At 76.3% G+C, this 26,440-nt stretch carries 19 protein-coding genes; 10 read left to right on the top strand and 9 right to left on the bottom strand.

Annotated features, from left to right (window positions below):
- Positions 1–30: 30 nt before the first annotated feature.
- The 4 genes from ACIPW5_RS09590 (at position 31) to ACIPW5_RS09575 (ending at position 5,393) form a co-directional block, all read left to right on the top strand.
- Positions 31–1,581: a sugar ABC transporter ATP-binding protein gene (locus ACIPW5_RS09590; RefSeq protein ID WP_401242675.1), complete on the top strand. Its 1,551-nt coding sequence runs from the start codon at positions 31–33 to the stop codon at positions 1,579–1,581.
- Positions 1,578–2,642, top strand: coding sequence for an ABC transporter permease (locus ACIPW5_RS09585; RefSeq protein ID WP_401242672.1), 1,065 nt, complete (start codon positions 1,578–1,580; stop codon positions 2,640–2,642). The genes ACIPW5_RS09590 and ACIPW5_RS09585 overlap by 4 nt, the downstream gene beginning before the upstream one ends.
- A 41-nt stretch (positions 2,643–2,683) precedes the next feature.
- Positions 2,684–3,844, top strand: a complete 1,161-nt coding sequence (locus tag ACIPW5_RS09580) for a substrate-binding domain-containing protein (RefSeq protein ID WP_401242669.1) — start codon at positions 2,684–2,686, stop codon at positions 3,842–3,844.
- Positions 3,845–3,977: 133 nt separating this feature from the next.
- Complete coding sequence (locus tag ACIPW5_RS09575; RefSeq protein ID WP_401242668.1) at positions 3,978–5,393, top strand: hypothetical protein; 1,416 nt, start codon at positions 3,978–3,980, stop codon at positions 5,391–5,393.
- A gap of 34 nt (positions 5,394–5,427) precedes the next feature.
- Here ACIPW5_RS09575 and ACIPW5_RS09570 read toward each other — a convergent pair whose 3' ends face one another.
- The 8 genes from ACIPW5_RS09570 to ACIPW5_RS09535 all read right to left on the bottom strand — a co-directional run bounded on the left by ACIPW5_RS09570 (position 5,428) and on the right by ACIPW5_RS09535 (position 19,056).
- Complete coding sequence (locus ACIPW5_RS09570) at positions 5,428–6,771, bottom strand: M1 family metallopeptidase (protein ID WP_401242666.1); 1,344 nt, start codon at positions 6,769–6,771, stop codon at positions 5,428–5,430.
- Between the two features lie 34 nt (positions 6,772–6,805).
- On the bottom strand, positions 6,806–10,762 hold the full coding sequence (locus ACIPW5_RS09565; protein ID WP_401242664.1) for a Pls/PosA family non-ribosomal peptide synthetase: 3,957 nt from the start codon (positions 10,760–10,762) through the stop codon (positions 6,806–6,808).
- 368 nt (positions 10,763–11,130) lie between these two features.
- A complete protein-coding gene (locus ACIPW5_RS09560) occupies positions 11,131–13,254 on the bottom strand; it encodes a prolyl oligopeptidase family protein (RefSeq protein WP_401242661.1) in 2,124 nt (707 codons plus the stop codon).
- Positions 13,251–14,726 (bottom strand): MFS transporter, encoded by a 1,476-nt coding sequence (locus ACIPW5_RS09555; RefSeq protein ID WP_401242659.1) that lies wholly within the window; start codon positions 14,724–14,726, stop codon positions 13,251–13,253. Before ACIPW5_RS09555 ends, ACIPW5_RS09560 begins: the two co-directional genes overlap by 4 nt.
- Positions 14,723–15,637 (bottom strand): DUF6895 family protein, encoded by a 915-nt coding sequence (locus tag ACIPW5_RS09550; RefSeq protein ID WP_401242656.1) that lies wholly within the window; start codon positions 15,635–15,637, stop codon positions 14,723–14,725. Before ACIPW5_RS09550 ends, ACIPW5_RS09555 begins: the two co-directional genes overlap by 4 nt.
- 2 nt (positions 15,638–15,639) lie before the next feature.
- A complete protein-coding gene (locus ACIPW5_RS09545) occupies positions 15,640–16,902 on the bottom strand; it encodes a radical SAM protein (RefSeq protein WP_401242655.1) in 1,263 nt (420 codons plus the stop codon).
- Entirely contained in the window at positions 16,902–17,861 is a 960-nt protein-coding gene (locus ACIPW5_RS09540) for a DUF6895 family protein (RefSeq protein ID WP_401242652.1), read from the bottom strand. The genes ACIPW5_RS09545 and ACIPW5_RS09540 overlap by 1 nt, the downstream gene beginning before the upstream one ends.
- The gene (locus ACIPW5_RS09535) at positions 17,833–19,056 is read right to left on the bottom strand and encodes a glycosyltransferase (RefSeq protein ID WP_401242650.1); all 1,224 of its coding nucleotides are present in this window, start codon (positions 19,054–19,056) and stop codon (positions 17,833–17,835) included. The genes ACIPW5_RS09540 and ACIPW5_RS09535 overlap by 29 nt, the downstream gene beginning before the upstream one ends.
- Positions 19,057–19,584: 528 nt before the next feature.
- Here ACIPW5_RS09535 and ACIPW5_RS09530 point away from each other — a divergent pair.
- From ACIPW5_RS09530 to ACIPW5_RS09505, 6 genes are read left to right on the top strand one after another with little or no spacing between them, the layout of a single operon-like run.
- Positions 19,585–20,670: a radical SAM protein gene (locus ACIPW5_RS09530; RefSeq protein ID WP_401242647.1), complete on the top strand. Its 1,086-nt coding sequence runs from the start codon at positions 19,585–19,587 to the stop codon at positions 20,668–20,670.
- Positions 20,667–21,329 carry an iron-containing redox enzyme family protein gene (locus ACIPW5_RS09525; protein ID WP_401242644.1) on the top strand — a complete coding sequence of 221 codons (663 nt, stop codon included), beginning with the start codon at positions 20,667–20,669 and terminating at the stop codon, positions 21,327–21,329. The genes ACIPW5_RS09530 and ACIPW5_RS09525 overlap by 4 nt, the downstream gene beginning before the upstream one ends.
- Positions 21,326–21,538: an aroma-sacti cluster domain-containing protein gene (locus ACIPW5_RS09520; protein ID WP_401242642.1), complete on the top strand. Its 213-nt coding sequence runs from the start codon at positions 21,326–21,328 to the stop codon at positions 21,536–21,538. The genes ACIPW5_RS09525 and ACIPW5_RS09520 overlap by 4 nt, the downstream gene beginning before the upstream one ends.
- Before the next feature lie 40 nt (positions 21,539–21,578).
- Positions 21,579–24,737, top strand: a complete 3,159-nt coding sequence (locus ACIPW5_RS09515; protein ID WP_401242639.1) for an ATP-binding protein — start codon at positions 21,579–21,581, stop codon at positions 24,735–24,737.
- Positions 24,734–25,567 carry a S8 family peptidase gene (locus tag ACIPW5_RS09510; protein WP_401242636.1) on the top strand — a complete coding sequence of 278 codons (834 nt, stop codon included), beginning with the start codon at positions 24,734–24,736 and terminating at the stop codon, positions 25,565–25,567. Before ACIPW5_RS09515 ends, ACIPW5_RS09510 begins: the two co-directional genes overlap by 4 nt.
- Positions 25,568–25,592: 25 nt before the next feature.
- Positions 25,593–26,165 carry a GAF domain-containing protein gene (locus tag ACIPW5_RS09505; RefSeq protein ID WP_401242634.1) on the top strand — a complete coding sequence of 191 codons (573 nt, stop codon included), beginning with the start codon at positions 25,593–25,595 and terminating at the stop codon, positions 26,163–26,165.
- Between the two features lie 30 nt (positions 26,166–26,195).
- Here ACIPW5_RS09505 and rpsR read toward each other — a convergent pair whose 3' ends face one another.
- On the bottom strand, positions 26,196–26,432 hold the full coding sequence (rpsR, locus tag ACIPW5_RS09500; protein WP_401242632.1) for a 30S ribosomal protein S18: 237 nt from the start codon (positions 26,430–26,432) through the stop codon (positions 26,196–26,198).
- Positions 26,433–26,440: the final 8 nt, after the last annotated feature.

The following is a 26,440-nucleotide window of genomic DNA, read 5'->3' as shown; positions in this document are numbered from 1 at the left end:
CCGGGCGGCAAGGTCATCTAGAGTCGGAGGATGAGCCCACCTCCGCGTTCCGGTGGAGAACCCCCCGTCGGTGGAGAACCCCTCGTCCGCGTGCGCGGCCTGCGCAAACGGTTCGGCGGCACCCTCGCGCTGGACTCGGTCGACCTCGACCTGTACCGCGGTGGCGTCCTGGCCCTGCTCGGCCCCAACGGCGCCGGGAAGTCCACCCTCATCAAGGTGCTCGCCGGGGTCCACCGGGCCGACGCGGGCGAGGTGACCGTGGCCGGCCGGCCGCTCGGCTCCCACGGGGCCGCCCGGCAGATGTCCTTCATCCACCAGGACCCCGGCCTGGTCGAGTGGATGACGGTGGCCGAGAACGTCGCCCTGGGCACGGGCTACCCGCGGCGGGCCGGCCTGATCTCCTGGCGGCGGACCCGGGAGCGGTGCGAGGAGGTCCTGGGGATCGTCGCCGGGCACCTCGACCCCGATGCCCGGATCGCCGACCTCGCCCCGGCGGAGCGTGCGCTCGTCGCCATCGCCCGCGCCCTGGCCTCGCGGGCCGGTGCCCTCGTCCTCGACGAGCCGACCGCCACCCTGCCCGCCGCCGACTGCGACCGGCTGTTCGGCGTCCTGCACGCCCTGCGCGACCGGGGGCACGGCATCCTCTACGTCACCCACCGGCTCGACGAGGTGTACCGGGTCGCCGACGCGTTCGCCGTCCTGCGCGACGGCCGCGTGGTGGAGCACGGCCCGCTCGCCGGGTACTCCCCCGGACGGCTGGTCCGCGCCGTCGCCGGGCACGAGCCGGCCGTCCGCCGCCCCGCCGCCCCCGCGGTCCGCGCCGCCGGTCCGCCCCTGCTGCGGCTGGAGGGGGTGCGGACCGGGCACGCCGGGCCGGTCGGCCTGGAGCTGCGCGCCGGCGAGATCCTCGGGATGGTCGGGCTGACCGGCGCGGGACACCGGGAGCTCGGCCGCGCACTGGCCGGGGTCCGGCCGCCGCGCGGCGGGCGGGTGCTGCTGGACGGCCGCCCGTACCGGCCGCGTACGGTGCGGGAGGCCGTCGCCGCCGGTGTCGGCTTCGTGGCCGGGGACCGCCAGGCGGAGGGCTGCGCCCCGGACCTGACGGTGCGGGAGAACTTCCTGGCCAACCCGGGGGCCGCGGGGGTGCCCGCGTGGCGCTGGACCTCCCCCCGGCGCGAGCGGGCCGAGGCGGCCGCGCTGATCGACCGGTTCTCCGTACGGCCCCGGGACGGCGAGGTGCCGGTCGCCACGCTGTCCGGCGGCAACCAGCAGAAGGTGATGGTCGGCCGGTGGCTGCGGGGCGGGCTGCGGCTGCTGGTCCTGGAGGAGCCGACGGCCAGTGTGGACGTGGGGGCCAAGGCGGTGGTCCACCGGCTGCTCGACGAGGCCGCCGGGGCCGGCCTGGGGGTGCTGCTCGTCTCCACCGACTTCGAGGAGGTCGCGGACCTCTGCCACCGCGCGCTGGTCTTCGTCCGCGGAGCGGTGGGCGCCGAACTCTCCGGCCGGGACCTGACCGTGGCCGAGCTGACCCGGACGGCCTCGGACCTGCCGCCCGTCACCGGAACCGCGACCGGCCCGTGACCGCCGCCCCGCCGTCCCGGCCGTCCCCGGTGCGCCCGCACGGGCACCACATCGGCAGCTACGGCCTGCCGGTCCTGGGGGTGCTGCTCTTCCTGGTCTTCTCGCTCCTGCTGCCGCAGACCTTCCCCACCCGGGAGAACGTCTCCGCGATCCTGTCGAACCAGGCGGTCCCGGCCGTCCTCGCGCTGGGGGCGACGCTCCCCATCGCCACCGGCCGGTTCGACCTGTCCATCGGCTACGGGCTGGGCCTCGCGCACGTCATGGTGATGCGGCTGCTCGTCACGGAGGGCTGGCCCTGGCCCCTGGCCTGCCTGGTGGTGGTGTGCGGGGGCGCGGTGGCGGGCGCGCTGACCGGGGTGATCGTCGAGTTCGGGCAGATCGACTCCTTCATCGCCACCCTGGGCACCGGCAGCATGATGTACGCGGCCACCGGCTGGATCACCGGTGGCGCCCGGATCGTGCCCGGCCCGGAGGGTCTGCCGGCGTCCTTCACCGCCCTGTACGACTCCCGGTTCCTCGGGCTGCCGCTGCCGGCCTTCTACGTGCTGGCCGTCGCGGGGGTCCTGTGGGTGCTGCTGGAGCGGCTTCCGGCCGGCCGGTACCTGTACGTGATCGGCTCGAACCCGCGCGCCGCCGCCGTGCTGGGCATCCCCACGCGGGCCTACTGCGTGGCCGCGTTCGCCGGATCAGGCCTGGTCACCGGCTTCGCCGGGGTGCTGCTGGCCGCCCAGCAGCAGACCGGCAACCCGAGCACCGGGCTGGACTACCTGCTGCCGGCCTTCGTCGGCGCCCTCCTCGGGTCCACCACGATCAGGCCGGGTCGCGCCAACGCCCTCGGCACGCTCGTGGCCGTCGCCGTGCTCGCCGTCGGGCTCGCCGGGATCGGCCAGCTCGGGGCCCAGTTCTGGGCCACTCCGCTGTTCAACGGCGGGACCCTGCTCGTCGCCGTCGGCCTGGCCGGGTACGCGGCGCGCCGCCGGCTGCGCGCCGGTGCCGCCGCCTCGGGCCGGCCGCCCGCCGGAGAGGAGCCGCCCCCGGCGGGCCGGGACGGCCCGTCGTAGCACCCCGCACGCCCCGTACGCGCACCGACGCCAGGAGCACCGTGTTCCCGAAGCACCCGAACCCGAGAACGCCCTTCACGACCGCGGTCCTGGCCGCGGCGGCCGCCGCGCTCCTGGCCGGCTGCGGCGGCGGCCCGCCGTCCGGCAGCGGGCCGTCGAAGGCCGGCTGTCCGGGGGCACTCCCCCGGGCCGAGGCGGCGGTCCGGCGGGCCGAGACCGCCGACGCCACCTGGAACGGCCCGTCCTCCGGGCCTGCGGCCGTGCCCGGCAAGAACATCGTGTACGTCGCGCAGACGATGACCAACCCGGGCGTCGCGGGGGTGGCCGAGGGGGTCCGGGAGGCGGCGAAGGCCATCGGCTGGCAACTCCGGGTGATCGACGGGGACGGCACCCCGGCCGGCATCCAGGCGGCGCTCAGCCAGGCGGTCGCCCTGAAGCCCTCGGGCATCGTCATCGGCGGGTTCGACCCCCGCCAGGCCTCGCGGCAGATGGCGGCGGCCCGCGCCGCGGGCATCCCGGTGGTGGGCTGGCACGCCGTGGACACCCCCGGGCCCAGCCGGGAGCCCGCGCTCTTCACCAACGTCACCACCAGGGTGGAGGACGTGGCGAGGATCAGCGCGGACTGGATCATCGCCCGGTCGGGGGGTGACGCGGGGACCGTCCTGTTCACCGACGACTCGATCCCCTTCGCGCGCAACAAGGCCGACCTGATCGAGCGGGAGCTGGCCACCTGTGCCGGCGTACGGCTCCTGGCGTACGAGAACATCCCCATCCCGGACGCGAGCAGCCGCACCCCGCAGGCGGTCTCCTCGCTGCTCGCCCGCTTCGGGAAGGAGTGGACCCACTCGGTCGCCATCAACGACCTGTACTTCGCCGACGCCGCCCCGGCCCTGCGGGCGGCCGGGCGCCCGGGTGCGGGGCCGCCGCTGAACATCGGTGCGGGCGACGGGGACCCGTCCGCCTTCCAGCGGGTGAACAGCGGGCAGTTCCAGGCGGCCACGGTCCCCGAGCCGCTGTCCCAGCAGGGCTGGCAGATCGTCGACGAGTTCAACCGGGCCTTCGCCGGGCAGCCCGCCAGCGGCTACGTCGCCCCGGTCCACATCGCCACGGCGGGCAACAGCCGGGGGGCGTCCTCCTGGGACCCGCCGGGCTACCGCGAGGCGTACCGGGGGATCTGGCAGGCCGGGGAGACCCATGAGTGAAGCTTCAACCACCTTGTTCCGCAGGAGAGTTGACCCGCACCCGAGATGACCGGCGCCGGGCGCGCGTGACATGATCGACCTTCACGTTACCTACCAGTAACGGCACTTCCCCCCGATTCGAAGGTCACACCACGTGCGTACGCTCGCCAGACGCCTCCTGCTGCCCGGACTGACCGCCCTCGCGCTCACCACCGCCGGATGCGCCTCCCCCACCCCCACGAGCGCGGCCGGACCGGGCAGCCCGGCCGCGCTCCCCGCCGCCTCCGACGGTACCCAGCGGCTGGACGTGGACGCCGCTCCCCAGGGCGCGGGCGCGCCCTCCGCCATCGCCCGCACCCGCGCCGGGCAGGGCCCGGAGAAGGCCCCGCTGAAGGTCGCCTCCTACGACAAGGCCAGCGGACGCGCCGTCATATCCGCGGCCGCGCAGGGCGGAGGCACGTCGCCGAACCGCTCCGCCGCCCCTTCCGCCGGCTCCTCCGCGGCGGCCCCCAAGCCCGTCGCGGTGGGCGACGTCATCGCCAGCGCCCCCGCTCCCGGCGCCCCCGACGGCCTCCTCGCGAAGGTCACCGAGGTCGTCGGCAAGACCGACCGCGGCACCGAGGTCAAGACCGCCCCCACGACGCTGGCCGCCGCGCTCGGCGACGACAAGGCCGACGGCAAGGTGCCCGTCGACCCGGCCTCGGTGGTCGTCGAGCCCCTGATGAAGGGCGTCACCTTCTCCTGGGCCAAGGGCAAGGGCGTCACCTTCGGACCCCAGGGCGCCAAGCTGCCGCTCGGCAGCCTGCGCCTCGACGTGGACGCCGCCGTGGACACCGCCAAGGACGCCCCCGCGTCGGCCGGCGCCTCGGTCTCCGGCTTCGTACAGCTCGCCCCCCAGGTCGAGTTCGGCTACGACGGCACCAAGAGCGGCGGCCACGGCCCGGACGGGGCCTTCCTCGGCATGAGCGGCGACTGGTCCTCCCAGTGGGCCCTGAAGGGCCGCGCCGCCGCGAGCACGGGCGCCCCCAAGCGGATCCCGTTCGCCAAGCTGCGCAGCAACCCCGTCCTCCAGGTCGGCCCGGTCCCCGTCGTCGTCAACCTCGAACTGACCTGCTACGTACAGGTGGAGGCCGACGGCAAGGTCACCCTCGACGTGCAGCAGGACGTCAAGGGCGACTTCCGCGTCGGCGGCAGCTACGCGACCGGCAAGGGCTGGACCCCGGTCAGCACCTCGGCCGTGCACAGCACCCCGGTGAAGGCGGCCGTCACCGCCGCCGGCCGGGTCAAGGGCGCCCTCGGCGCCGAGGCCTCCGTGGGCCTCTACGGGGCCGTCGGCGTCACCGCCGACTTCGCGCCCTACCTGCGCGGCGAGGCGGACGCCTCGGCGAGCGCCGCCACCGACGGGAAGACCTCGGCGACCGGCTCCTGGGCGCTGTACGGCGGCTTCGACCTGAGCGGGCAGCTCCAGCTCCAGCTGTCGGTGTTCGGCACCCCGGTCGTCGAGCGGCGCGTCCCCCTGGGCGCCCTGCACCGCGAATGGCCCCTGGTGAGCGGCCGCGCCGGGCAGTGACGCAGCCGCCCGGCCGGGCCCCGCACGGGCCCGGTCAGGCGGCGGGGTCCGCGCCCGGCGGCGGGGGCAGCGGCGGCAGGGCCGGCCCGTGCACCCAGGCCGCGAACAGGCCGTCCAGCGGCCCGGCGGCGTAACCCGCCGCATGGGCGGCGAAGGCGGCCGTGGTCACCACCCCGTACCGGTACAGGGCCGCCCAGTCGCGGAGCATCCGGAAGAAGGCCCCGTCGCCCAGGGCGCAGCGGACGGCGTGCACGGCGAGGCCGCCCCGCTGGTAGAGGCGGTCGTCGAACATCAGCCGGCGGCCCGGGTCGGACGGCCGCAGGTCCTGCGGCAGTGCGGCCAGCAGCCGGTGCGCGGCGGCCGCGTGCCCGTGCGCGGTGCGCCCCCCGGAGCGCTCGGACCAGAGCCATTCGGCGTACTTGGCGAAGCCCTCGTTGAGCCAGATGTGGCGCCAGTCGGCGATGCCCACGCTGTTGCCGAACCACTGGTGGGCCAGCTCGTGGGCGACGAGCCGCTCGGAGCCGCGCGCGCCGTCCACGTGGTTCAGGCCGAACAGGGACAGGCCCTGGGCCTCCACCGGGACGTCCAGCTCCTCGTCGGCCACGACCACCGTGTACTCGCCGAACGGGTAGGGGCCGAAGAGCTCCTCGAAGAGCCGCATCATGGCGGGCTGCCGGGCGAAGTCCCGGGAGAAGCGCGGCAGCACGTGGGCGGGCACGTGGGCGGTCTGCGGCACCCCGACCGGGCCCGGGTCGCCGAGCAGCACCGTCTGGTACTGGCCAATGGCCAGGCCGACGAGGTAGCTGGCGGTGGGCGCGGACTGCTCGTACACCCAGGTGGTGGTGCTGGCCCTGGTGGTCCGGGTGAGGAGGCGGCCGACGGCCGCCACCGTGTACGCGGACGGGACGTTCAGGGAGATGTGGTAGGCGGCCTTGTCCGCGGGCCGGTCGTTGCACGGGTACCAGGAGGGTGCGCCGACGGGCTGGCTGGCCACGAGCGCCCCGTCGGTCAGCTCCTCCCAGCCGATGCCGCCCCACGGGCTGCGCACCGGTCTGGGGTTGCCCGACCAGTGGACCTCGACGGTGAAGGCGGCGCCGGGGCGCAGGGGCTTGGCCAGCCGGATGCGGAGCCGTCCGGCCCGGTGGGCGTAGTGCGGGGCGCGTCCGTCCACCAGGACCCGGCCGATCCGGAAGGCGGCCAGGTTCAGGTGGAACTCGGCCAGCGGGGCCGGCCCGGCGATGGCGCTGAGCCGGGCGGTGCCGGCCAGCCGGTTGGGGCCGGGCCGGTACTCCAGGGCGAGCTCGTAGCGGTGCACCCGGTAGCGGGGGTCGCCGTTGTCCGGGAAGTAGGGGTCCGCCGCCGCTGTCTGGCCACTCATCGCCGGTTCCGCTCCCCGCTCTGTGCCCCGGTCCTCAGGACCGCCACGCCTCGATCGGATTGCCCAGCCAGCGGGTGTCGGCGGGGACGGACTCCCCGGCCATCACGAGGGAGGCGGGACCCAGGGTGCTGCGCGCCCCGACCGTGCTCCCGGGCAGGACGATTCCGCCGGGGCCCAGGGTGGCGCCCTCGCGGAGGACCACAGTATCCGTCCGCAAGATCCGGTCGTGGAAGAGGTGCGTCTGCAACACGCAGCCCCGGTTGACGCTGACGGCGTCCCCGAGGGTCACCAGGTCCGTCTCGGGCAGCCAGTAGCTCTCGCACCACACGCCCCGGCCGATCCGGGCCCCGAGCCCGCGCAGGAACAGGGAGAGCAGCGGGGTTCCGGGGACGGATCCGGCGAGCCAGGGCACGGCCAGGACCTCGACGAAGGTGTCGGCGAGCTCGTTGCGCCAGACGAACCCGCTCCACAGCGGGTGCTCGGCCCGCCGGTGCCGGCCGACCAGCAGCCACTTGGCCGCCACGGTGACGGCGCAGGCCGCCGCGCCCGCCGTGAGCAGGACCGCACCGGACAGCAGGGCGGCGCCCGCGACGCCCGGCGCGTCCGTCGCGGCCAGCGCGCACAGGGCCGCGAGGGTGAGGACGGCGAGGGCGGCCGAGCAGAAGACGGGCACGAGCCGGCACGCCTCGACCAGGCCGCGGGCCCACAGCAGCCGGGCGGGCGGGTCGTAGGTGCGGCTGCGGTCGGCGGCCGCGGCGGACCGGGGCAGCCGCACCGGCGGCAGGCCCAGGTAGGAGCTGCCCTTCTTGGCCTTCTTCGGCGTGGCGGACAGGACGCCGACCAGCCCGCCGTCGGGCACGCTGCGGCCGGGCGCGGTCATCCCGGAGTTGCCGAGGAAGGCCCGGCGGCCGATCTCGGAGCGGCCGATCCGGATCCAGCCGCCGCCCCGCTCGCAGGGGGCGGTCAGGGTGTCGTCGGCCAGGAAGGCGCCGTCGCCCACGGTGGTCAGGCTGGGCAGGGCGAGCACGGTGGACACCTCGGCGCCCCGGCCGACCCGCATGCCGAGCAGCCTCAGCCACACGGGGGTGACCAGGCCGGCGTACAGCGGGAAGAGCGTCCCTCGGGCCAGGTCCATCAGCTGGACGACCGCCCAGGCCTGCCAGCCGACCCGGCTGTGGGTGGGGTGGTTGCCGGTGCGCAGCCCGAGGCTGAGCAGGCGTACGGCGGCCAGCACGAGCAGCGCGTACGCCAGGGCGAAGGCGAGCGCGCCCGGCACGACGGCGAGCAGCGCCCCGCGCAGGGCCTCGGCGGGTCCGGCGCCGGCGGGTACGAACCGGCCGGCGACGAGCAGCGCGGGCAGGGCGGCGAGCAGCGGCAGGGCCGTGAGGCAGAAGCCGGTGGCCCCGTACATGGCCCGCCAGTGCGGGGCCCGCGGCGGACGTTCCCCGGGCCAGTTGTGCTTGGCCCGGCCGATCCTGGCGGCGGGGGCGCCGCCCCAGCGCTGGCCGGTGGGGACCTGTCCGGCCACGGCGGAGCCCGGTGCCACCTCGGCCCGCTTGCCGACGCGGGCGCCGGGGAAGAGCATGCTGCGGGTGCCGACGACGGCGCCCGCGCCGATCCGGACGGGCCCGATCTCCAGCCGGTCGCCGTCCAGCCAGTGGCCGCTGAGGTCCACCTCCGATTCCACGGCGCAGCCGCGGCCGAGCCGGAGCATGCCGGTGACCGGGGGCAGGGAGTGCAGGTCCACGTCGGGGCCGACGCGGGCGCCGAGGGCGCGGGCGTAGCGCTGGAGCCAGGGGCCGGTGAGGGCGGTGGCGCCCGAGCATTCGGCGAGCCGTTCGGCCGTCCACAGCCGCAGGTGCACGCTGCCGCCGCGCGGGTGGTGTCCGGCCCGCACCCCGCGCAGTAGCAGGCGGGCGCCGCCGGCCGCGATGGCGAGGCGGCCGGGCGGGCTGAACAGCAGGGCCGCGCCGGCGGCCACGTACCACCAGGAGGCGGTGGGCGCCCACGGGTACGGTCCGAGGCGGTGCAGCAGGTTGCCGAGGGCCAGCAGGGCGACGGTCCAGCGCAGCCCGACCAGGGTGAACAGCGGCAGCAGCAGGAGGCACTGGGCGACCCTGGCGCGGGCCGGGACCGGTGCGACGGCGCGGGCGGCGCCGTCCTCGCGCACGGACCGCTCCAGCCGCCGGGCCAGTTTGCGCAGGGTCGGGTTCTGGTAGACGTCGAGGACGGCCACCCCGGGGTAGCGGGTGCGCAGCCGGGTGGTGAGCTGGGCGGCGGCGAGGCTGTTGCCGCCGGTGGCGAAGAAGTCGTCGCCGGGGCCGGTCACGGGCACGCCCAGGGTCTCGCTCCACTGTTCGGCGAGCCAGGCCTCGGTGCCGTGGAGGGGCTCGGCGGGGCCGGCGGTCTCCAGGCCGGGCAGGGGCCAGGGCAGGGCGTCGCGGTCGACCTTGCCGGAGGTGCGGGTGGGCAGGGCGTCGACCTGTGCGAGCAGCGGCACGAGGGCGGCGGGCAGTGCGGCGCGGAGCCGGTCGACGGAGGCGGTGCGGTCCCAGCCGTCCTGGGTGACGAGGTAGCCGACGAGCAGCTGGTTGCCGCCGCGGGCGGTGCGTACGGCGGCGGCCGCGCCGGCGACGCCGGGCAGGGCCTGGAGCGCGGCGTCGACCTCGCCGAGTTCGATGCGGCGGCCGCCGAGTTTGACCTGCTCGTCGGCGCGGCCGAGGAAGACCAGGCCCTCCGGTTCGGCGCGGACCAGGTCGCCGCTGCGGTAGGCGCGCGGCCAGCCGAGGGAGGCGAGGGGGGCGTACTTCTCGGCGTCCTTGGCGGGGTCGAGGTAGCGGGCGAGGCCGACGCCGCCGATGACGAGTTCGCCGCTGCCGCCCATGGGGACGGGCTCGCCGGACCCGTCGACCACGGCGAGTTCCCAGCCGGCGAGCGGGAGGCCGATCCTGATGGGCTCCTCGCCGGTCAGCGGGCAGGCGCAGGCGACGACGGTGGCCTCGGTGGGGCCGTACGTGTTCCAGACCTGGCGGCCCTCGGTGACCAGGCGGGCGGCCAGTTCGGGCGGGCAGGCCTCGCCGCCGAAGACCAGCAGCCGGACCTCGTCGAGGGCGGCGGGTTCCCAGAGCGCGGCCAGGGTGGGGACGGTGGAGACGACGGTGATCTCCTGTTCCGCCAGCCAGGGGCCGAGGTCGGCGCCGCTGCGGACCCGGTGGCGGGGTACGGGGACCAGGCAGGCGCCGTGGCGCCAGGCCAGCCACATCTCCTCGCAGGAGGCGTCGAAGGCGACGGAGAGCCCGGCCATGACCCGGTCGCCGGGGCCGATCGGCTCGTCGGCGAGGAACAGGGCGGCCTCGGCGTCGACGAAGGCGGCGGCGCTGCGGTGGCTCACGGCGACGCCCTTGGGCCGGCCCGTGGAGCCGGAGGTGAAGATGATCCACGCGTCGTCCCCGGGGCCGGGCCGGGCGGGGGGCGCGGGGGCGCGGGCGGGGAGGCCGGCGGGGTCGATGCGCCGGCCGGGGCCCAGGACGGCCCGGACGCCGGCTTCGCCGAAGACCAGCCGGGCCCGCTCGTCGGGGTCCTCGGCGTCGACCGGCACGTAGGCGGCGCCCGCGGCGAGGACCGCGAGGACGGACACGTAGAGCTCGTTGGTGCCGGAGGGGACGCGTACGCCGACCCGGTCGCCGTGTCCCACCCCGGCGGCCGCGAGGGCCCGCCGGCGGCGTTCGACGCGGGCGGCCAGGGCCCGGTAGGTGAGCCGGGAGGTGCCGTCGTCCAGGGCGGGCTCGTCGGGGTGGGCCCGGACGGTGGCCTCGAAGACGTCGAGGAGGGTCCGGGCGGGGGCGGCGGGCCCGGCGGAGAACCGGGCGGACTTGCCGGGCTCGCCGGATGGATCCGCCTCGTCGGACACGGCGTCGTCGGACGTCGGCTCGTCGGGCCGGGCCCCGTCGGCCGTCAGGGTGAGTTCGCCGCGGTCGGGTGTGGCTGCCATAGGCCCTCGCGTCTCGCGCCCGGACACGTCCGGGGTGCCGGTGGAGCCCGGGTCTGCCCGGGTTGTTCCGGTCCGGCGGAGAACAACCCACCAGCCTAGTTCGCCGCCGGCGATTTGCCCGGCGAAGCCCCGGGCCTGGCCGGAAGGAGTACCCGGTCGGACGGCCCCGGACCGCCTAGGCCGTCTCTTTCGGATCTTGCCGGTTGAGCCCGCGTCGTCCGGTGCCGTGCATCGGCGCGTTGGCGGGGCGCCCTTGTACTGGACGTACTCGGGTGCTCCGCCAACGCGGCGAGGTGCGGTGCCGGGCGGCGCGGGTCTGGGGGCACCTCCCAGCGGTAGCTGGGGGAGCTAGATCCGGAAGAGACGGCCTAACGGGACCGCGGGGCGGGGAGGCCCGCGTGCCGGGCCAGGAAGGCGAGGCACTCGGCCTGCAGGGCCACCGCCCGGGACGCGGACCGGTCGCCGTGGCCGACGCCGCGCTCCAGCCGCAGCAGCACCGGACCCGTGCCGGACGAGGCGTGCTGGAGCGCGGCGCACATCTTGCGGGCGTGCAGCGGATCGGTGCGGGTGTCCCCGTCGGCGGCGACCAGCAGCACCGCCGGGTAGGCGGTCCCCGGCACGACCCGGTGGTAGGGCGAGTAGCCGAACAGGACCGGCAGCAGGGCGGGGTCCTGCGCGCTGCCGTACTCGGGCGTCCAGCTGGGCCCGAGGCCGGACCGCTCGTAGCGGACCATGTCCAGCAGGGGGGCCGCGCACACCACGGCGGCGTACTTCTCCGGCTCCCGGGTCAGTGCGGCGCCCACCAGCAGCCCGCCGTTGGAGCCGCCCATGACCGAGAGCCGGCCCGGCTCCGTCCAGCCCTCCTCGACCAGGCGGTCGCCGGCCGCGGCGAAGTCGTCGAAGGTGTTCTCCTTGTTCTTCCCGCTGCCCGCCAGGTGCCAGGCCTCGCCTTCCTCGCCGCCGCCGCGCAGGCCCGCCCAGGCGAACACCCCGCCGGCCCTGACCCAGGCGAGGACCTGGGCCCGGTACCGCGGCGACATCGTCTTGCCGAAGCCGCCGTAGCCGGTGAGCAGCGCGGGGCGCGGCACGTCCGGACGGCCGGTCGGGGAGATCACGAACATGCGCACCGTCGTGCCGTCCCGCGAGGGGAAGGCGATCTGGCGGGTGACCGCGCCGCCGGCGTCCGGGGCGTCCGCGGTGTCGCGCTCCCAGCGCGTAGCCCGGCCCGTGAGGGCGTCGAAGCGGAGCACCTGCGGCGGGGTGACGAAGTCGGTGTAGGCGAAGTACGCCTCGTGGCCGCCGGGCGGGCCGGCCGAGAAGTCCCCGACCGCGCCCGTGCCGGGCAGCGGGACCGTGCCGATCAGCCGCCCCTCGACGAGGTCGTGCACGGTCACCTCGGCCACCGTGTTCCGGGTCCAGGCGGCCAGGCCCAGCGGGTGCTCCAGCCGCGGACCGGACAGCACGACGAGGTGGGTCAGCACCGCGTCGGGCCGCTCGGGGACCACCTCGCGCCAGGCGCTGGGGCCCAGCGGCAGTTCGTCCGGCAGGCAGGCGACGACGCGCCCCCGGGCGGCGCCGCGGTCGGTGCGCAGCCACACCGGGTCCCGCGGACCGGTGCCGGGCACCGCGTGCAGGCGGGTGGCGGCGTCCATGCCCTCCTGGACGGGCCGCAGTCCGGGGCGCTCCGGCGGCCCGGCCGACAGGTCGGCCAGGTAGAGGTCGGTGCCGCGGCCGGTGCCGAGCGTGGCCGTGACGCCGAGCCAGCGGCCGTCCGCGGTCACGGAGACGCTGTAGAACTGGGTCCGGTCCCGGCCCTCGCCGAAGACCAGGGCGTCCGTCTCGGGGTCCGTGCCGACCCGGTGCAGCCACACCCGGCGGTGGTAGCGCCCCTCGCCGGGGTGCAGCCGCGGGTCGAGGTTCCTGACGTAGTAGAACGCCCCGCCGCCGGGCAGCCAGCCGATCGACGACCTCCGGACCCGGTCCACCGGCCCGTCGACGACCTGCCCGGTGGCCACGTCGAGCACCCGCAGCAGCGAGTCCTCCGTGCCGTTGCGGGACACCTGGAAGGCCAGCAGGGAGCCCTCCACCGAGGGCTCCCAGGCGTCGAGGACGGTGCGTCCGGACGGGTCGAGGGAACCGGGGTCCAGCAGCACCCGCCCCGCCGGGTCCGTCCCGGCCTCCGCGACCATGAGCACGGGATGCTCCCGGCCGGCGTCCTGCCGCAGCCAGAAGACCCTGCTGCCGCGGACCTTGGGCGACCGGGTGCGGTCCACGGCGTCGATCGCCGCCACCTCGGCCCGCCACCGCTCCAGGTCGGCCCAGGAGGCCCGTTCGGCCTCGTAGAGCGCTTCCTGCTGCGCGCCCCAGTGCAGCGTCCCGGGGGACTCGGCGTCCTCCAGGAGGCGGTACGGGTCGGGTACGCGCAGGCCGTGCAGCTCCTCGACGAGGTCCAGGCGTTCGGCGTGGGGATAGCGGCGGGGCTGCGGGTTCACTCTCTGCTCCCTGGTGGTCCGTCGGCGGGTCTCCCGGGCGCGGGGCGTCCGCCGCGCGGTCCGGGTACGAGGGCACCGGCCTCCGGCCGCGGGACGCCGTCGGTGTCGTCGGTGTCGTCGGTGTCGTCGGGGGAGCCCCCGGTGGGCTTCCCGGCGGACCGCTCCGCATCGGGCGGCAGGGCGGCCACCGCGTAGCAGCCGGCCAGCAGGACGATCAGCCCCGCCGCGGCGATGATCGTGTCGACGGGGCCGAAGCGGATCCCGCCGACCGTGCCCCCGGCGTCCCGCAGCACGGACCCGGCCAGCCAGCCGGACAGGGCCGCCGACAGCATCGAGGCAAGCCTGGTCACCGGGTAGAAGACCGCCATGACCCGGCCCCGGTAGTCCGGCGGCGCCGCCGCCAGCAGCAGCGGCGACATCGCGGTGTTCAACACGGTGAGCGGAACGGTGAACACGAAGAGCAGCGCCACGCCGCCGACGAAGCCGCTCTGCCGGGAGTAGGCGACCAGCAGCACCCCGCTCACCAGCAGGGCGGCCCAGGTGGTCCGGCGCGCCCCGAGCCACTGCACCACCCGGCCCCCGCACAGCGCTCCCGCGATGCCGCCCGCGCCCATGGCCATGCCGAGGTAGCCGTAGAGGCGGGCGTCCGCGTGGAGGTTGTCGGTGGCGAAGAAGACGTTCAGGGTGCCCAGGGCGCCGACGCCGAACTGCCCTATGACGGAGAGCAGGAGCAGTGCCACCAGGAACCTGCTGCCCGCGAAGAAGCGCAGCCCGTCGGTGAACTCCCGCCGCAGCCCGGCCCCCTGCCGTCCGGCGGGCCGTGCGGCGCCGCCCGCTCCGGCGGAGCGCGCACCGGCCCCGGGGACCCGCAGGGACCGGATCGCCACCCAGGACACCGCGTACGTGAGGCCGTTGAAGAGCAGGGCCCACTGCAGACCGGCGGTGAACAGCAGCGGCGCGGCGAGGGGCGGCCCGATGATCCAGGCCGTCTCGCCGGTGGCCTGCGCGATGCCGGCCGCCCGCGCGCGGTCGGCGTCCCCGGTGACCAGGTCCGCGAGGACCGCGAAGCGCGCCGGGGAGAAGAACTGGCCGGCCGCGTGGAGCAGGAGCACGGTCACGTAGACCAGGCCGAGCCAGACCCCGGCCGGCAGGGCGCCGGCCGGCAGGAAGGCGACGGCCGTCAGCACGGCCACCAGCCCGCCGCGGAGCACCTCGGTGCGCAGCATCGTGGCCCGCTTGTCCCAGCGGTCGACGAACACCCCCGCGAGCGGCCCGATGACCAGCACGGAGACGCTCGACGCCGCCACGATGCCGCTGACCGCCAACGGCGCCCACGGCTCGTCCTTCGCCAGCACGGTGGCCACCCACAGCACCAGCGTCGTGCTGAAGACGGCGTCCCCGACGGACGAGACGGCCTGGCCGAACCAGAGCCGGGTGTAGTCGCGGTTGATCAGGGTCAGCCGCGGTCTCACGACGGCCTCGGCGACGAGACGACCAGGGCCGTCAGAGCGGTGACCAGGGTCGTGTGGTACGCCTTCCGGAAGAACTCCCCGGCCGGGGCCGACGGGTGCGCGCGCTGCGCCGCCGACCGCCCGGGGAGCGCCCCGTCGGGCCGCTGGGCCCGCACCAGGCAGTCCACGGCGGCGGCTCCCGGGGGCGTGTCCAGCGGATCGGTCCCCAGGACGAACCGGGTCAGGACCAGCTCCGCGGCCAGGTCCCACAGGTCGTGCTCGACGCTGTGCCACAGCAGCCGGTCGACGAGGTCCAGGGCGTGCGCGAGGGCGTCCCCGGCCAGCCCGGGGGAGGTCCGGCCGAAGTCGCCGAGGTAGAAGGCGGTGTGCGTCACGGCGTACGCCTGCGGGAGGGTGAGCGGCGCGCCGTCCGCCGGCCCGGCGGCCCGGAAGGCGAGGAGCGGGCTCCGCGGCAGGAGTTCGGCGTACGGCTCGACGGTGTGCGGGACCCCGGCCTTGTCCGCGTAGTGGCGGAGCTCGATGCGCTGGTAGGGGGACTTCCCCCGGGGCGAGAGGTACGCGGGGTCGAGCCGGGCGAGCACCGCCCGGACCTGGGCGGTGTCGATGCCGTCCGGGGCGAGCGCGGCGAAGACCAGCCCGTACGCGTCCGCGTACTGCGGGACGCCGGCGAGCAGCCGCGGCAGCTCCGGGTCCTGCCAGAGCTTGCCGACCAGGGCCTCCGCCCCGCCCAGTGCTTCCGCGGGGCGGGGGAGGCGGGCCGCGCAGTGGCGGAGCAGCGCCAGTTCCAGCACCGCCTTCGCCCGTGCGTGGCCCGCCGGCCGGGCGCCCGCCGAGAACGGGTCGAAGTGGTCCAGGTTCCCGTCCAGCCAGCCGAGCGCGCCGGCGGAGAGCCGCTCCAGGGGTGAGGACATGGCTACAGGCGCCCCGTCTCGTGCAGGTAGTCGAGCAGGGCCGTGTCGACGGAGTCGCGGAACCGCGCGAGGGTCCGCGCGTCCTCGTCGTAGCGGTAGAGGTCCTGGCAGGCGATCCAGCGGTCGCGGGTCCGCTCGCCGGGGAGGTACCCGTCGGCGACCGTGCCGACCTCCCAGTCGGGTTTGCCCGCGGTCTCCCAGCAGCTGGCCAGGGTGCCGTCCGCGCTCACCACCGCGCCGTAGCGGCCGTCGGTGTGGCCGCAGGTGACGCAGGTCTTGCGGGCGCCGGGGCGGCTCACGGTGAAGCCGAGGTCGAGCGCCCGGCGCTGCCACCGGCTGAACGCGGCCGGGAGTTCGCCCGTGTGCAGCAGGCTGTTGGCGTAGCCGACCCCGACGTCGCCGATCCGGGCGAAGTACAGGGTGCACCGGGCGGGGTCGAGCGCGGCGGCGAGCCGCTCGATCAGGGCGTCCACGCCGTGGAAGGTCTCCTGGGAGACGTTCACCCGCAGCGTCCACTGGAGCCCGGTGGCCTCGGAGGCCTTGGCGATGTTGCCGACGATCTTGTCGAAGGTGGCGCCGCCGTCCGCCCGGCCGACCCGGATCCGGTCGTGGTCGGCGCGGTCGCCGTCGAAGGTGACCTGGACGGACGTCAGCCCCAGGGCGGAGAGCCGGCGGGCGAGGGACGGGGTGAGCAGCGTGGCGTTGGAGATCATCCACGCCGAGGTCGGTGCGAGCTCCGCGGCCCGTTCCAGCAGTTCCAGACAGCCGCGCGGGTTGAGCAGGGGCTCCCCTCCGAAGAGCAGGATCCTGAGCCGGTCCAGGCCGGCGGAGGTCATCTGCCGCCGGGTGAAGCCGAGGATCTGGGTGATGGTCTGCGAGGTGAGGCGGGTCTGCGCGATCCGGGGCGGCCGGCTGCCGCCCGCCTGGTCCTGGGCGGTGTTCTGGAAGCAGTACCCGCAGCCCAGGTTGCAGTGGGTGCTGGTGAGGACGGTCAGCGCGTAGGCGCCGATCCGGCCGGGGGTGAACATGCCGCTCTCGTGCAGCCGCCGCTCCGCGTCGGGGCGCAGGGCCCCGTCGGCGGTGACGTGCCGGTCGCGGAGCCGGGCCACCCCGCCCGGGCCCAGGAACCACCAGTTCCGCTCGCCCTTCAGGAGGCGGGCCCCGGCGGGCAGCGGATCGGGGGTCCCGTCGGCCGTCGCCGCCGGGCCCGCAGCCGGGCTGATGTTCACGGGCATGCCGATGCCCACCGCTTGGTCGATGCTCACTAGTTCTCCCGCTGGGCCGTTGCCGCTGTCAGGGCAGGCTCGCCGGTCCGGCCGCCGGTGACGACGAGCGTCATCAGCGCCACGACGAGGGTCACTTTGTAGGACTTCCGGAAGCGCTCCACGGGCGTGGCGTCCGCCGCGGCCCGCTCGGCGGCGGAGCGTCCCGGGACCGCTCCGTCGGGGGCCTGGGCCGCGCAGAGCATCCGCAGGCCGGCCGCGCCGGAGGGGGTGCGCAGGGGATCCGCGCCCAGGCAGTACTGGGCGAGCAGCAGCTTCGCCGTGACGTCCCAGTCGCCGAGCGCCACGCAGTGCTCCGTCAGCCGTTCCACGACGCGCAGCGCCCGCCCCCGTTCGTCCTCGGGCAGCGGCAGGCCGCGCAGGCCGAAGTCGCCGAGGTAGCAGAGGGTGTGCGCGACCTGGCAGCCGTCCAGGTCGGCCGCGGGCAGCGTGGCGGCGCGGGGGAGCGGGCTCGCCGCGTACAGCTCCTCGTACGGGGCGAACCGGTGCGCGACGCCCGCGACATCGGCGTAGAACCTGGCCTCCAGGTGCAGGAACGGCGGCTTGCGGCCCGGTGCCAGGTAGCTGCCGGCCGCCAGCCGGTCCCGTACGGCACGGGGAGCGCCGGTGACCGCCCCGGCAGGATCCAGGGCCGCGTACATGAGCTCGAACTGCCGCGCGTGCCTGCCCTCCAGGGTGAGCAGCCGGGGGAAGTCGGGGTCGCGCCAGACCTGTTCGACCACCTCGGTCACCCGGGCCAGGTACGGGTCCCCGGGCGCGCACCTCTCCCAGGAGCGGCGGAGCATCGCGAGCTGCAGGAGGGCCTTCACCCGGGGGAGCACCGGTAGTTCGGCGCGGCCCGCGGGGGAGTCGAGGAAGGCGGCGTGCACCCCCGTCCAGCGCCGTGCGCCCGCCGACAGGCGGGCCACGGCCTCATCCAGGCCTGCTGATCGCGTACTCATGCTTCTCCTTCGGGGGAACGGACGGCCCGGCCGGGCCGGCGGCGGGCACCCCGGCCGTCCGCTCGACGACGTCGGCCGCGCGGGCGGCGCCGTCCGCCGCGGCCAGCCGGCCGCCGAGCTCCTGGGCGCGGGCCCGCAGGCCGTCGTCCCGCCACGCGGACTCCAGCAGGGCCGCAGCGGCCACGGAGGGGCTCTTCGGGAAGTGCGAGGCCACGCCGGCCCGCAGGCAGGCGCCGGTGAGCAGGGGCTGCTCGGAGCCGTTGGGGGCGAGCGCGAGGGGCCGGCCGCGCAGCAGCGCGGCCAGTACGGGTGCGGAGGTGCCGCTGCTCAGCACGAGGCCGGCGCGGTCGACGAGCGGTCCCATCCACCGTTTGCGGACCAGCAGGACGTCCGCGTCCGGGGCGGGCTGCGGGTCCGTCGACCGGCCCTGCTCCACCACGGCCTGGAACCGGCCTCCGGTGAAGGCCTCGTTGAGCCGCGGCCACAGGCTCCTGCCCTCGAAGAAGCGGCCGAGGTGGACGTAGACGACGGGCTTGCCGTTGCGCGACAGGCGGTCCCCGATCGCCTCGACCTCCGCCGGGTCGGGCGTCGGCTCCCAGGACAGCGGACCCACGTGCCGGACCCGCTCCGGCAGCAGCGCGCCCGGGTACTCCAGCTCCGGATCCCCGCGCAGCAGCAGCGCGTCGCCGAGCAGCGGTTCGTCCCCCCACCGGGGCGCGCGCCCCGCCAGGCCGGTCTCCTCCCGGAGACCGGTGTGGATCCGCAGGCAGTCCAGGGTCCGGCTCCGCCGGGTCCGCCCCAGGTGCGGTTCGTCCTCGCCGCCGGCCCGGTAGTCCCACAGGTGCACCGAGAGCCCGACCACCACCACGGGGACGTCCAGGGTCTCGGCGGCGAGCAGGGCGCCGTTGCAGAGCACGGAGGTGAGCAGCAGGTCGGCCCCCGTCTCCCGGGCCGCGCGCAGGGTCGCGCGGTACTGCGCGGCGCCGCCCGGCCCCCACCACGTGGCGGAGAACGCGCGGTGGCCGCCGTAGTCCTCGGCCGCGGCGAAGGGCAGTCCGGCGTCGTCGGCGGCGGCCGCGGCGGTGGAGCGGCCCAGCACGCTGACGTCATGGCCCCGCCGCCGCAGTTCCCGGCCGGCCGCGATCGCCGGATAGAGGTAGCCGCCGTCACTGAGCGGACAGAGAAGGACCTTCACGACGTGCCGCTCCCCACGGTGTGGCGGTTCCGGTGCCAAGGTGGCCGCGGGCCCCCGGCTCCGGCAGGGTCTGCCGGGAGCCGGGGGGCCCGCGCGGTGCTCAAGCGAGATGAAGAAACGTCACATCTCGTGGGAGTGGTTCACGATGCAGCCGGCCTCGGCCTCTTCGTCCTCGCTGTGGGCGACGACCTCGATGTCCTCGTTCTCGGTCTCGGGGTTCGTGTTCTCGGGCATGTCCGTCTCCTTTGGTTGTCGGCGTCGCTGCGCCGGCTGAGAAGAAACGTACGGACGCCCGGTACGGGAACGCCTGGCCACCGGTTCGGCACCGGTATGCGCCGAGCACACGGACGCGGTACGGCCCCGGAACCCCGCCGCACGCCCCGCCGCGCCCCGCCGCACGACCCCTGCGACCTGCGGACCAACCGATCACCAGGCGTTCGTGAACCGGAAGCCAGCCGCGCACGGGCACGATCCGGTCCACCATCCGCGCGCGACACGGGCGCGCGGCCCGCACCCGGAGGAGGAGACGTGGAGCTGGCAGAGCTCATCGGCCTGCGGCCGGTGCCCTGCGGCGGCCTGCTGGTGGCACTCACCCGCCGCTGCCCCATGAGCTGCGCACACTGCTCCACCAGCTCCTCCATGGCGGCCACGGAGGAACCCGACCCGGGCCACCTGCTGCGCTTCCTCGGCTCCTTCGGCGCCGAGGACCGCCCCGAGGTGGTCATGCTGACCGGCGGCGAACCGCTGCTGCTGCCGGAACTCGCCGCCCGCCTGGCCGGTCTCGCCCGCGCCGCGGGCTCCCGCACGGCGCTGCTCAGCGGCATGTTCTTCGCCCGCGACGGACGCGTCCCCGACCGGATCATGCGGGCGATCACGGCCCTCGACCACTTCTCCGCCAGCATGGACGTCCACCACGAACGGGAAGTCCCGCGCGCCGGGGTCCTGCGCGCCCTGCGCACCGTGCTCGACGCCGGGATCCCCGTCAGCGTCCACCTCACCGGCACCGGACCCGACGACCCCTACCTCGCGGACGCCGTCGCGGACGTCCGCCGCACCTTCGCCGGCCGGGTGCCCCTGCTCGTCAACGAGGTCCGGCCGCTCGGCCGCGCCACGGGCCTCGCCCCGGCCACACCGCCCGGACCGGACGCCTCCAGGGCCGCCCCGTGCACCCTCGCGGCCTGGCCCGTGGTCGCCTTCGACGGCACCGTGGCCGCCTGCTGCAACCAGTGGACCGTGGACCGCCGCCCCGTCCCCCCGCACCTGAGGCTCGGCCACATCGCCGACGACGACTGGCCGGCCGTCCGCGCACGCTCCCTCGGCTCCCCCGTACTGCGGATGCTGCGCACCGTCGGCCCCCGGCGGCTGCACGCCCGCTACGCGGACTCGCCCGCCCCGGCCGGCTACTGCCGCAGCTGCCACGCCCTCGCCGACCGCCCCGACGTCCTCGCCGGCGCGGCCCGCGACGCCGGCGGCAGGGTCGGCGAACTCCTCGACCGGATCACCGCGCAGCAGCAGCGCGCCGCCGGACCCGCCGCCCTGGTCGGCCGGATGGGCTGCGCCCGCTACGCCCACCTGGTCGAGCCGACGCCCGCGCAGGAGGAGAGCCGCCGATGACCGCCACCGCGTCCCTCGCGCTCAGGACCAAGCTCATGCCCACCACCACCGCCCTGCGGGCCGCGACCGCCCTCCTGTGGCGGCCGGACGGACTGCGCCGGCGGTACCCCCGCTACCTGGCGGCCATGCACCCCCTCGTACGGGCCTCCGTGCCACTGCTGGAACGGGCCGCCGAGCGGTGCACCGCACTGGACGGCCCGGCCGCCGGGCCCCTCGCGGCCTACTACACCCGCCACGCCGGAGAGGAACGCGACCACGACGCCTGGCTGCTCGACGACCTCGCCGCCGCCGGTGCCCGCCCGGCCGCCGTACCGCACCCCGTCGCCGTCGAACTCGCCGGGGCGCAGTACTACCGGATCGAGCACGAGCACCCCGTCACCCTGCTCGGGTACGTCGCCGTCCTGGAGGGCAACGCCCCCGGACCCCGGCTCGCCGACCGCCTCGCCGAAGCCACCGGACTCCCCGACGGCGCCTTCCGCACCCTCAGGGAACACGCCGAACTCGACGGCGGCCACCTCGACGACCTCCACCGGGTGCTCGACGGCCTCGACCTGCCCCCGGACCTGCAGACCGCCGTCTCCGTCAGCGCCCTGCACACGGCGAACCTGCTCACCCGCCTCTTCCTCTCCCTCGCCGCCGACCCCGGAGGACACCCGTGACCGAGGACACCGCTCCGCACGAACCCACCCTGGAGGCGCTGACCGCCGCGGGGTTCGACCTCGCCGCCCTCAGCGAAGAGCAGCACGAGGTGCTGCGCGCGCTGGCCCCGGAGGAACTCGCCCTGCTCGTCGACATCAGGGGACGGCTCGACGCGGCCGCCCCCGAAGTGCAGGCCCACGCCGACGTGGCGGGCGGCGCCCTCTTCTGATCCCGGCCGCCCCGCCGTCCCGCGTCCACCGGAGGAAACCATGCCGTGCCCCTCGTGCCGGAGCGCACTGCCGCCCGACGCCCGGTTCTGCCCCTCCTGCGGCAGTCCGTGCGCCCCCGGCCCGGTCACGGCCCAGCCGACCGGCCGCAAGGTGGTGACCGTCCTCTTCTGCGACCTCGTGGGCTCCACGGCCCTCTCCGGGGCACTGGACGCGGAGACCCTCCGCTCGGTGACGCTCCGCTGGTTCGACCTGATGAGGCTGCGGATCGAGGAACAGGGCGGCACCGTCGAGAAGTTCATCGGGGACGCGGTGATGGCCGTCTTCGGCGTGCCTGCCGTGCGGGAGGACGACGCCCGCCGGGCGGTCGCCGCCGCCCTGGCCATGCGGGAGGCCCTCGCCGGACTGAACGACCGGCTGGAACAGGGCGTCGGCGTACGGCTGGAGATGCGCATCGGCCTCAACACGGGTCAGGCCGTGACGGGTTCGGCGACCCTGCGGCAGGCCATGGTCTCCGGCGAGGTCGTCAACATCGCCGCCCGCCTGGAACAGAACGCCGCCGCCGGGGAGATCCTCGTCGGACCGGACACCCTGGCGGCCGCCGGTCCGGGCGTCCGCACGACGGAGACCGGCCCGCTGCTGCTCAAGGGCAAGGCCGACCGGGTCGGCGCCCACCGCCTGCTCGGCCTCGACGAGGAGGAGGGCCCGGAGGCGCTGCGCCGCTTCGACCTCGCGTTCGTCGGCCGCACCCGCGAACTCGCCCTGATCGACGCGGCGCTGGAGCGCGTGGTCCGCACCCGCCGGGCCGGCCGCCTGGTGATCGGCGGCGAGGCCGGCCAGGGCAAGACCCGGCTGCTGCGGGAATGGCTCCGCCGGGCCGCCACCGCGCCCCGCGGCCCGCGGCACGGCGCCGGGCGCTGCCGGGCCCGCGGCGAACAGCCCAGCCTCGGACCGCTCGCCGACGCCGTCGCCGGGCTGCTGAGGACCGCCGGAACACCGGCCCCGGCACCCGAACTGGACCTGCTCCACCAGGGCCTGCTCCTGGACGGCACCCCCAACCCGTCACCGGCGGACACCTGCGCCGCGCTCGCCAAGGTCCTCGCCGGGCTCGCCGCGGCGGAGCCCGTGGTGCTGGTGATCGACGACTGCCACTGGGCCGCGCAGCCGCTCTTCGACGTCCTCGACCGGCTGCTGGGGGCCCTCACCGACGCCGCCGTCCTGATCGTCCTGCTCACCCGCCCCCAGCTCTTCGACGTACGCCCCGGGCTGGCCCCGGACGCCGTGCCGCTCGGCGGGCTCTCCGACGCCGAGGCACAGCTCCTCGCGGCCGAGCTGACCGGGGACACCGCGGCCGGCCGGCCGCTCGGCCCCCGGGTCCTGGCACGGGTGGGCGGCAACCCGCTCCACCTGGAACAGCTGCTGGCCGCCGTCGACCCGGTCGACGCGGAGAGCGTCCCGCTCCCGCTCCAGGCCCTGATCGGCGCCCGCATCGACGCGCTCGACCCGCCCGAACACCAGGCCCTGGGCCTGGCGTCCGTCCTCGGCGGCGACTTCACCGCCGGCGAACTGACGGCACTCGCCGGACACCCCGCACCGCAGTGGACCGGCACCGAGCTCGGGCCCGTGCTGCACCGGCTGGTCCGGCACCGCCTGATCCGGCCGGACGGCGACGCCTTCCGCTTCGCCGGAGGGCTGATCCAGGAGGTCGTCTACGCCAGCCAGTCCAAGCAGGACCGGGCCGACCGGCACGAACGCGCGGCCCGGCTCGACTCCGTCCGCGGGCGGGGCAGTGCGGCGGTCGGGGGCCACCTGGAACAGGCGTACCGCTACCGGGCCGAACTCGGCGCCCAGGACGCCCACACCGACGGGCTGCGCCGGCGCGCCGCCGACACCCTCGCCGAAGCCGGCCGCCTGGCACTGGCCCACGCCGACCCCGTATGGGCGGCCGACGTGCTCTCCCGGGCCACGGCCCGGTACGCACCCGGCGAGCCCGGCAGCACGGCGGCACGCCGCCGGCTCGGCCAGACCCTGCTGGACCTGGGGCGCGGCACGGAGGGCCGGGCGCTCCTCGAAGAGGTGCTGGCCGAGTCCCGGGCCGGCGCCGGCGAGGCGGTGGAGACCGCGCACGCCCGCCTCGCCCTGGCCTCCGCCGGCCGGTCCACCGGACCGGCCGGGACGGGGCCGGACGAGTCCCCGGCGGAGGCCGCCGGCGCGACCCTGCCGGTCTTCGCGGCCGCCGGCGACCACCTCGGCCAGGCCAGGGCCTGCCTGCGGCTCGCCCAGCGCGCCCAGGAACAGGGCCTCCACCGGGAGGCCGAACGGCTGCTCGCCTCCGCCCTGGACCACGCGGTGCGCGCCGACGCCGAACCGGAACGCGCCGCGGCCCTCGGCGCGACCGGGGTCTCGCTCTGGCGCGGCCCCCAGCCGGTCCCGGACGCGGTGGCCCGCTGCCGCGCACTCCTCGCCGACCAGGGGGCCGGCCGCCGGGCCGTCCGGCTGACGCTCAACTGCCCGCTGGCGGTGGTACTGGCCCTCCACGACGACCGCGACGGGGCCCTGGCCTGCCTCGCGGAGGCCGAGCACCTCGCGCAGCGGCTCGGATACGCCGAGGCCGACGCCTTCCTGCCGCTCTTCACCGCCACCGTGGCCGACCTGACCGGCCACCGGGAGGAGGCGCTCCTGAGCCTGGAGCGGGCCACCGCCGCCGCCCGGGAACTGGGCGCCACGGGGCTGCTGCGCAGCGCCCTGCTGGACACCGCCCGCATCCGGCTGGACCTCGGCGACTGGCGCGCCGCCCGCGACACCCTCGCCGCACTGGAGGGGAAGCGGCGGGAACCGGGCCGGCCCCGGGCCGAGTCGGCGGACCTCGACGGACTGCGCGCCCGGATCGCCGCCGCCCAGGGGCAGGCCTCGACCGCCACCCGGCTGGCCGCCAGGGCACTGGCCACCGCCGCCCGCACCGACTCGCCCGTCGTCCGGGGCACCGCCGCCCTCGACCTCGCCCGTACCGATCTCGCACTGGACCGCCCGGCCGACGCGGCCGCGTCGGCGACGCGCGCCCGCCGGTGCTTCGCGGCGAAGGGCCACCTGCCCGCCGTACGCCGGGCCGAGGCCGTGCTCTCCCGCTGCCACAGCCTCTCGCCCTGGCACGGCCAGGACGCCGGGCGGGCCGCCGGAGCCGGAACGGAGGCCGCGCGATGACCGACGGGCAGCCATCGGGACCCGCACTCACCTGGGGCCTGCGCGGGCGGGGCGCCGCGGACGTGCCGGTGGAGGCCGACGGCCCGCCGGACCCGCCCGAGGCGGGCCTCCTCGGCGGCACCGGGCGCGGCGTACGCGTCTGCGTGGTCGATTCGGGCGTCGAACGCGACCACCCCATGGTCGGCCCCGTCGACCGCTCCTGGCGCGTCGTCAAGGACGGCGACGGGGTCCGTGTCGAGGAGACGGAGGAGGGGGACGCCTGCGGGCACGGCACCGCGTGCGCCGGGATCATCCGCCGCACCGCGCCGGACTGCGAGCTGTCCAGCATCAGGGTGCTCGGCGACCGGTTCTCCGGCAGCGGGGACGTCCTGCTCGAAGGGATCCGGTGGGCCGTGCGCCAGCGGTTCGACGTGGTCAACCTGAGCCTGTCCACCACCCACGACCGCTTCGTGGAGGAGCTGCGCCGGCTGGCCGACGAGGCGTACTTCCAGCAGACGGTGATCGTCGCCGCCGCGCACAACACGCGCGTGGAGAGCTTCCCCTGGCGCTTCTCCTCGGTGATCTCCGTCGGCAGCCACCAGGAGGACGACCCGGACCTCCACCTCTACAACCCCGAGCCCCCGGTGGAGTTCTTCGCCCCCGGCCAGAAGGTCCAGGTGGCCTGGCTCGGCGGCACCTCGATCCGCAGCTCCGGGAACAGCTTCGCCACCCCGTTCATCTCGGGGCTCTGCGCCCGGATCCTGTCGAGCGGCCCCCGGCTGACGCCGTTCCAGCTGAAGAACGCCCTGTACCTGTCCGCAGCCAACGTCCGTGTCCACGGCCGCCGGTAACGACCGGCGCCGGAAGGGGAGCCCCATGGCCCAGACGATCGCCCCCGCCGTCCCCGCGGCACCACGGCCCGACCCGGCCGTGGCGGAACTCCTGCAGTCGGTGGTGGACACCGCGCGCGCCATCTTCGGTGCGCAGGCGAGCTCCATCATGCTCCTGGACACCGGGGCGGACGAGCTCGCCTTCGCGGCGGTGTCCGGGCAGGGACAGGAGTTCCTGGTGGGCCGGAGGTTCCCGGCGGGCCGGGGGATCGCCGGGTGGGTCGCCGCCTCGGGGGAGCCGATGGTGGTCGACGACCTCCGCGCCAGCGTGTCCTTCGACCGGGACATCGCCGAGTCCACCGGCTACGTCCCGGACGCGCTGATGGCCGCCCCGCTGGTCCGCGGGGACCGGGTCCTCGGCGTCCTGGAGGTGCTCGACCCCTCCCCGCAGGCCCGCTCGGGCCTGCCGGAGCTCGACCTGCTGGGCCTCTTCGCCCGTCAGGCCGCCGTGGCCCTGCACGTCCTCACCGCCCGCACGCCCCCGCCGGACCCGGAGGACCCCCCGCGCACCGAACTCCTGCGCCTCCTCACGGAAGCCCGCCGCCTCCTCGGTGAGTGAGCGGGGCACCCCCGCCGGCTCCGCCCGGGACTACCGGGTCCCGTACGGGAGCAGGGCCATCTCGCGGGCATTCTTCACGGCGGCGGCGAGCTGCCGCTGCTGCCGGGCCGTGACGCGGGTGACCCGGCGGCTGCGGATCTTGCCGCGGTCGGAGACGAACTTCCGCAGCAGGTCGGTGTCCTTGTAGTCGACGTAGGCGATCCCCGCCGCGTCCAGCGGGTTGGGGCGGGCCTTGAGCGGCTTGTACGGGGTCTGACGGCGGGCCATGCGCGTTC

Source organism: Streptomyces sp. NPDC090077 (assembly GCF_044747545.1).
Classification (GTDB): Bacteria; Actinomycetota; Actinomycetes; order Streptomycetales; family Streptomycetaceae; genus Streptomyces.
Note: the sequence above shows the minus strand (reverse complement) of the source record. Positions and strands in the feature narration are given on the sequence as shown.

Coding starts and splice junctions, on each gene's coding strand:
- ACIPW5_RS09590 (WP_401242675.1), top strand. CDS start 31: ATGAGCCCACCTCCGCGTTCCGGTGGAGAACCCCCCGTCGGTGGAGAA.
- ACIPW5_RS09570 (WP_401242666.1), bottom strand. CDS start 6,771: ATGAGTGGCCAGACAGCGGCGGCGGACCCCTACTTCCCGGACAACGGC.
- ACIPW5_RS09565 (WP_401242664.1), bottom strand. CDS start 10,762: ATGGCAGCCACACCCGACCGCGGCGAACTCACCCTGACGGCCGACGGG.
- ACIPW5_RS09550 (WP_401242656.1), bottom strand. CDS start 15,637: ATGTCCTCACCCCTGGAGCGGCTCTCCGCCGGCGCGCTCGGCTGGCTG.
- ACIPW5_RS09540 (WP_401242652.1), bottom strand. CDS start 17,861: ATGAGTACGCGATCAGCAGGCCTGGATGAGGCCGTGGCCCGCCTGTCG.
- ACIPW5_RS09525 (WP_401242644.1), top strand. CDS start 20,667: ATGACCGCCACCGCGTCCCTCGCGCTCAGGACCAAGCTCATGCCCACC.
- ACIPW5_RS09515 (WP_401242639.1), top strand. CDS start 21,579: ATGCCGTGCCCCTCGTGCCGGAGCGCACTGCCGCCCGACGCCCGGTTC.
- ACIPW5_RS09510 (WP_401242636.1), top strand. CDS start 24,734: ATGACCGACGGGCAGCCATCGGGACCCGCACTCACCTGGGGCCTGCGC.
- ACIPW5_RS09505 (WP_401242634.1), top strand. CDS start 25,593: ATGGCCCAGACGATCGCCCCCGCCGTCCCCGCGGCACCACGGCCCGAC.
- rpsR (WP_401242632.1), bottom strand. CDS start 26,432: ATGGCCCGCCGTCAGACCCCGTACAAGCCGCTCAAGGCCCGCCCCAAC.